Here is a 6441-nt window from a genome sequence, read left to right on the forward strand (position 1 = left end):
CGGGTGCTGCCCGGCTCGACCTTCACATAGCCGCCGTTGTGCAGGTCCAGCACGTCCTTGACCAGTTCATTGGCAGGCGCATGGCCGATCGCCACGAAGACGCCCTTGCAGGGGATCTCGGTGATCTCGCCTGTCTCCACGTGCCTGGCGCGCACGGCCTCGACGCCCTTGGGGTTGTCGGTGCCGACGACCTCGTCCAGCACGTGGTGCCACAGGGGCTCGATCTTGGGGTTCTTCATCAGCCGGTCGATCAGGATCTTCTCGGCGCGCAACTCATCCCGGCGGTGGATGAGCGTGACCTTCGAGGCGAAGTTGGTCAGGAACAGCGCCTCTTCCACGGCGGTATTGCCGCCGCCGATGACCACGATTTCCTGCCCGCGGTAGAAGAAGCCGTCACAGGTGGCGCAGGCCGAGACGCCGAAGCCCTTGAACGCCTCTTCCGAGGGCAGGCCAAGCCACTTGGCGCGCGCGCCGGTGGCCAGGATGACCGCGTCGGCGGTATAGGTGGTGCCGCTGTCTCCCTTGGCGACGAAGGGGCGCTGCGTGGTGTCGAGCGACGAGATGATGTCGCCGATGATCTCGCAGCCCATGGCCTTGGCATGCGCCTCCATCCGCACCATCAGGTCGGGGCCCTGCACCTCGGTATCGCCGGGCCAGTTTTCCACCTCGGTCGTGGTGGTCAGCTGACCGCCGGGTTCGATCCCCTGCACCAGGATCGGTTCCAGCATGGCGCGGCTGGCATAGACGCCGGCCGTGTACCCGGCAGGGCCGGAGCCGATGATCAGAACGCGGGTGTGACGGGTCTCGGACATGGGCGCACCTCTTGAGCGGCGGGTGGTTCAGTGGGGCGGTCAATACCCCGGTCCCAAGCCATATAGACAGCGCCGCCCTGCAATGGAAGGGACGCATCGCCGCCCTTGCATTCCGCGCGCGCCCGTTCCATATGTTGCGCGCCCTTGAAATAATCTTGCGCAAAGGGCATGTCCGATAACAGGATTCTTAAGTCCAAGAAAAAGCGTCTGGGGAGGCGAGCCAATCATGCCGGGAGCAAAACTAGATCAGACCGATCGCATGATCCTGGCAGAGCTTCAGGGCAATGGCCGCATGACCAACGTGGAACTGGCCAGCCGCGTGGGCATCTCCGCCCCGCCCTGCCTGCGCCGCGTGCGCACGCTGGAAGAAACCGGCTATATCCGCGGCTACCACGCCGAGGTGGACCCCCGGCTTCTGGGGTTCGAGGTGCAGGTCTTCGCGATGGTCGGGCTGCATAGCCAGGCCGAAGCCGATCTCGTGGCCTTCGAGGAGCGCTGCCGCAGCTGGCCGCTGGTCCGCGAATGCCACATGCTGAACGGCGAGATCGACTTCATCCTGAAATGCGTGGCGCCGGACCTGTCGACCTTCCAAAGCTTCCTGACCGGTCAACTGACCGCGGCGGAAAACGTGGCCCATGTGCGCACCTCTCTGGTGATCCGGGGGGCCAAGGACGAGCCCGGCGTGCCCTTCGAGGTGCTGGAGGATCGGCTGGCGCGCGAGGGCTGAGGCCGATGCTTCCCGTCAACCCGGCGCGGATCAAGCAGCTCTACCAACAGGCGATGGCGGCGCAGAACGCGGGCCGCGCCGATGAGGCGCTGGCGCTCTATGCGCAGGTGCTTCAGGCCCGCCCCGATCTTGCCGAGGCGCATTTCCAGGTCGGGCGCATCCATGCGGCCAGGGGCGACGCCGCCAAGGCCGAAAGCGCCCTTCGGCGGGCCCTGAAGGCGCGCCCGAAGGAACCCGCCATCTGGCAGGCGCTGGCCGGGGTTCTGAGCGGTGGCAAGCTGCGCAAGCTGGAACGCGAGGCGTCCGCCGCGGGCATTGCGCTTGGCTCCGAACCCGATGTCACCGCCATAATCAGGCAGCTCGATGCAGGCGAGGCCGCCAAGGTCGAAGCCTCTGCCTTCGCACTTGCCTCGCGCCACCCCTCCGCCGGGGGACCGGCGCTGGCCCTTGGGCTGGCGCGGGCCGCGCAGGGCAAGTGGAGCACCGCCTTCCTGCCGCTGGAAAAGGCGGTGGAACGCCGCCCCGACGATCCAAGGGCCTGGGCGGGCTTTGGCCAGTGCTGCCTGGAACTGGGCCGACCCGCGCAGGCAGAGGCCGCGCTGCGTCGGGCCCGCGAACTCGGCGCCGATGTTACGCTTTTGCTGGCGCGCGCGCTGTCTGATACCTGCCGACCCGAAGAGGCCGAGGCTCTGTTGGCCGAGGCGGGGGCCAAGGCCCGCCGGGGTCCGCGCCTGCACGCCATGCGCGGCGATCTTCTGGCCAGCCTGCACCGCCCCGCCGCCGCCCGCGCCGCCTATGACGAGGCGATCCGGCGCGGGGCCAGGCGCGAGGCGCTTTACAACCTGGCCTTCACGCTGGAACAGGAAGGTGACCGGGACGCCGCCCGCGCCCTGCTGGACGAGTTGCTGGCCGCAACCCCCGACGATGTCGAGGGATTGACCCTGCGGGGCCAAACGCGCCAGACGGCGGGCGACATGGACGGCGCGCGGGACGATTTCCTGCGCGCAATCGCGCTCAGCCCCGATGCGGCCGAGGCCATCCGCTCTTACGTCGGCGGCGCGAAGATGACCGCCGAGGATCCGATCCTGCCAGTGCTGGAACAGCGGCTTGCCGACAAGTCCCTGCCGCGCAGCAGCCGCCGGTTGCTGTCCTTTGCCATGGCCAAGGCGCTGGAAGACCTCAAGGACTATGGCCGCGTGTTCGAGCATCTCGACCGTGCCAACCGGATCATGCGGGCCGAGTATCCCTACCGCTTCGAGGCCGATCTGGAGCAGGCGCGCGCACTGGTGGCCGATTACAGTGTGCTTGCCGCGCGGGGGCTGCCGCGCCCGACGGACGAGACTCCGGTGCTCTTCGTTTCGGGCCCGCCGCGATCGGGCACAACGCTGGTCGAAACCGTGCTGGCCGCCCATGACAGGGTGACGGCTGGCGGCGAGATGCCCTTCCTCGTGCAGGCGCTCGCCCCGATCGTCGAGGCCGCGCCCGATGACGCGGGTCTCGCCCGGGCGCTGGCCGCGGCCGGACCACGCTACATCGCGGCGGCGCGGCGGCGCTCCGGCGCGGGTGATCTGTTCACCGACAAGGCGATCTCGACCTACAGCCGGGTGGGGCAGGCGGCGCTCGCGCTGCCGGGCGCGCGCTTCCTGATGCTGCGCCGCGACCCGCGCGACGTGGGCCTGTCGATCTACCGCAACATGTTCCCGCCGGGGCGGCACCGCTACTCGACCGACCTGGCCGATATCGGACGTCTCCTGCGGCTCTATGATGCCATGATGGAGGTCTGGGCCGAGGCCTTGCCCGACCGGGTGCATGTGGTCGATTACGAGGCGCTGACTGCAGAGCCGGAACCGCATATCCGCGCGCTCGTCGCCGCCGCGGGGCTCGACTGGCAAGATGCCTGCCTGGAGCCGCACAAGGCCAGGCGCAGTGTTGCAACACTCAGCTTTGCACAGGTGCGACAGCCCATCTACCGTGCCTCGGTCGCAGCCTGGAAACGCTACGAGACCGAGCTGGAGCCGCTTCTTGAGGCGCTGGAAAAGCCCGTCACCCTGTAGTGCGTTTGGCATGAAAAAAGGCGGCCGTTTTGGCCGCCGTCTTTCGCATCGATCTGTCGGCCCCTTGGGTCGGGCCGGGCCAGGTTCAGGCCGTCAGCGCCGAACGCCCCGCCATGCGGCGGCGATTGCGCTTGCCCCGGGCCCAGGGCATTTCGATCTGTTCCTTCTGGCTCTCTTCCAGAACCCGTTCCATCCAGCGCCGTTTCAGCATCGCTCTTGTCCTCTTGTTCATGCCGCCCTTCTGGGCTTTTTCAAACCCCGTTTCCGGGTTGAGAACAATCTGGAGGATCATTCGGGCGGTCTTACGGCCCTTGGCTTAAAAATCCCTGAATCCTCTAGGCGAAATTGTGACGCGCTTTCACCCTTAAAACTAAAGATGAAATTTTTCTCAAGGGACAATTCACGTCCGCAATGGGGCGATAAATGACACCAAGGCGTCAAAATTATCCGATCGCAGTATGGAAGGTGGCAGTTCCGCCAAATTTCCCTGTCAAAGACGAATCGCTGAAATCAGGCGTCCGTAATCGGCCTCGCCCCTGTGCACCGAGCGGCGATAGGAAAAGAACCGCTCCGGGTCCGAATAGGTGCAGTGGCGGGTCCATTCCGCCTGGCCTACGCCAGCCCGGCGCAGGCGGTGCAGCCCATAGGCGGGCAGATCGAACAGGAACCGGTCGCCCTCGCCATTGGCAAAGAACATCGAGTTCTCGCGGTCCTCGTCGAAGAACAGTTCGAAGAATTCGGGGCCTACCTCGTAGGCGCGCTGGCTGATCGAGGGGCCGATCACAGCCCGCACATCGGCCCGTGCCGCGCCCATTTCTTCCATCGTGTCGAGCGTGGCTTCAAGCACTCCGTCGAATGCTCCGCGCCAGCCCGCATGGGCCGCGGCCACCACGCCGGCCTTGCGGTCTGCGAACAGCACCGGCTGGCAATCGGCGGTCAGCACCGCCACGGCGGTGCCCGGCGTTGCCGTTACCACGGCATCGGCCTCGGGGCGGGGCAGGGGCTGGGCATCGTCCACCGGGATGGCCCGTGCCGAATGGGTCTGGTGCACCGTCACCAGCCGGGTCAGCGGCACCTCCATCGCGTCGGCCACCCGGCGACGGTTGGTCTCGACGATGCTGGTCTGGTCCGAGGATCCGGTGCCGCAGTTCAGCCCGTGAAAAATGCCCGAGGAGGCACCGCCGCGCCGGGTGAAGAAGCCATGCCGGACACCGTCCAGAAGGTCCGAGGTCAGGATCTCAAGGCTCATGGTTACGGTCATCTGGCAGCGGGGCCTTTCATGGGTCGAGGCCGGGGGGCAGCGGGGCGTCGGGCGGGGTGAGGGACATCACCTTGAACAGCGTTCCCATTTCCTGCGGGTGCGTCAAGCGCCTGTGTGCGGCGACATGGCTGGTCAGCGCCGCGCCTTCCAGCCGCGCGGCCAGCGCCTGCGCGCGCGCCGTGATGCCAAGCCGTTCGAGGAAGACCCCCTGCGCCGTGGGCTGCGAGGCGCGGGCGGGACGGGCGGCCGCCGCCAGCGGCGCGAAGGCCACATGCGCGGTCAGATCGGCCTCGCCCGGGCACGAGAGCGGATCGACCGGCGCGTGGTCCCTCAAGGCCTGGAACGTGTCGCCGATGCTGACCGCATCGCCGTAGTCGACGATCAGCGCCGCGCCGCCATGGGCCGCGATGCGCCGCCCGAGATCCTCGGCCAGCGGCAGGGCCGGGGCGTTGAGCTCCACGATCTGGCCCTCGGTCGTGTCCGCCAGCCGGTCGGCCAGCAGGTCGAACTGCATCTCGGCCCCCAGCCCCCAGATCAGCCGATCGTCCTCGACCCCGATCATCCGCTCGCGCCAGCCCGCGCCTGCGCGCTGGAACTGGCGAATGGGCAGGGCGTCGAAAAACTCGTTGGCGACCAGGAAAAGCGGCCCCTCCGGCAGGGCGGCCAGGTGGTCGTGAAAGGTGACGTCATGACCGGCCAGCGCCTCGGCCTGCCGGGCGCGGAGCGCGGGCGAAACCTCGACGAGGTGAAGCCGCGCGGCGTCATGAAAGCCGGGAACGGAGCGGGTCGCGCGCAGGATATCGGCCATCAGCGTGCCGCGCCCGGGGCCAAGTTCAGCCAGCAGGAACGGCGCGGGCGCGCCCTGGTCCATCCAGACCTGGGCCAGCCACAGGCCCAGAAGCTCTCCGAACATCTGGCTGATCTCGGGCGCGGTGGTGAAATCGCCCGCCGCCCCGAGCGGATCGCGGGTGGTATAGTAGCCATGCCTGGGGTGGAGCAGGCAATCGGTCATGAACTCGGCTACCGAGATGGGCCCAGTGCGGGCGATGCGCGCGACGAGCGCGGGCAGCAGCGCGCTCATGCCGCTGGCCTGCGCGACAGGACGATCAGCGCGCATCCGACCGCCAGCATCGGCAGCGACAGGATCTGCCCCATCGAAAGCCCCACCGAGGGCCCAAGCGACAGCACATGGCCAAGCGGGTTGTCGGGGGTGATGAATTGCGGGTCGGCCTGGCGGAAAAGCTCGACGATGATGCGCGCGGTGGCATAGCCCGCGAAAAAGACGCCCATCACCCGCCCCGGGGCCTTCAGCGCCCCGCGCCGCCAGGCCAGCCACAGCACGAGCCCGCCCAGGATGAGCCCTTCCATCGCCGCTTCGTAAAGCTGCGAGGGGTGGCGCGCGCACAGCAGAAGTTCGCCCAGTTCGACCAGGCCCTCGGGTCCGGCACAGTCCTGCGCGCCGGGACCGGGGAAGATGACCGCCCAGGGCGCATCCGAGGGCCGCCCCCAGAGCTCGGCATTGACGAAATTCGCAAGCCGTCCGAAGAGCAGCCCCGGCGGCGTCGCCAGCGCCATAAGGTCACCCGC

At 68.0% G+C, this 6441-nt stretch carries 7 protein-coding genes; 2 read left to right on the top strand and 5 right to left on the bottom strand.

Annotated features, from left to right (window positions below):
• Positions 1-812, bottom strand: an 812-nt coding sequence (locus ACEQXV_RS04420; RefSeq protein WP_370268075.1) for an NAD(P)/FAD-dependent oxidoreductase, incomplete at its 3' end; no start/stop codon positions are given.
• A gap of 226 nt (positions 813-1038) precedes the next feature.
• Between ACEQXV_RS04420 and ACEQXV_RS04425 the strand changes: the two genes are divergently transcribed.
• Positions 1039-1539: an Lrp/AsnC family transcriptional regulator gene (locus ACEQXV_RS04425; RefSeq protein ID WP_370253038.1), complete on the top strand. Its 501-nt coding sequence runs from the start codon at positions 1039-1041 to the stop codon at positions 1537-1539.
• A gap of 5 nt (positions 1540-1544) precedes the next feature.
• Positions 1545-3593 carry a sulfotransferase gene (locus ACEQXV_RS04430; protein WP_370268076.1) on the top strand — a complete coding sequence of 683 codons (2049 nt, stop codon included), beginning with the start codon at positions 1545-1547 and terminating at the stop codon, positions 3591-3593.
• 85 nt (positions 3594-3678) lie between these two features.
• Here the strand turns inward: ACEQXV_RS04430 and ACEQXV_RS04435 are convergent, their stop codons facing one another.
• From ACEQXV_RS04435 to ACEQXV_RS04450, 4 genes are all read right to left on the bottom strand, one after another.
• A complete protein-coding gene (locus tag ACEQXV_RS04435; protein WP_370253034.1) occupies positions 3679-3885 on the bottom strand; it encodes a hypothetical protein in 207 nt (68 codons plus the stop codon).
• Positions 3886-4083: 198 nt separating this feature from the next.
• Entirely contained in the window at positions 4084-4842 is a 759-nt protein-coding gene (gene pgeF, locus ACEQXV_RS04440) for a peptidoglycan editing factor PgeF (protein WP_370253032.1), read from the bottom strand.
• Between the two features lie 28 nt (positions 4843-4870).
• Positions 4871-5935, bottom strand: coding sequence for a class I SAM-dependent methyltransferase (locus tag ACEQXV_RS04445; RefSeq protein ID WP_370268080.1), 1065 nt, complete (start codon positions 5933-5935; stop codon positions 4871-4873).
• A partial coding sequence (locus ACEQXV_RS04450) for a prolipoprotein diacylglyceryl transferase (RefSeq protein ID WP_370268082.1) occupies positions 5932-6441 on the bottom strand: 510 nt, incomplete at its 5' end. The genes ACEQXV_RS04445 and ACEQXV_RS04450, both read right to left, overlap by 4 nt.

It is taken from the genome of Nioella sp., from assembly GCF_964229645.1.
Classification (GTDB): Bacteria; Pseudomonadota; Alphaproteobacteria; order Rhodobacterales; family Rhodobacteraceae; genus Nioella.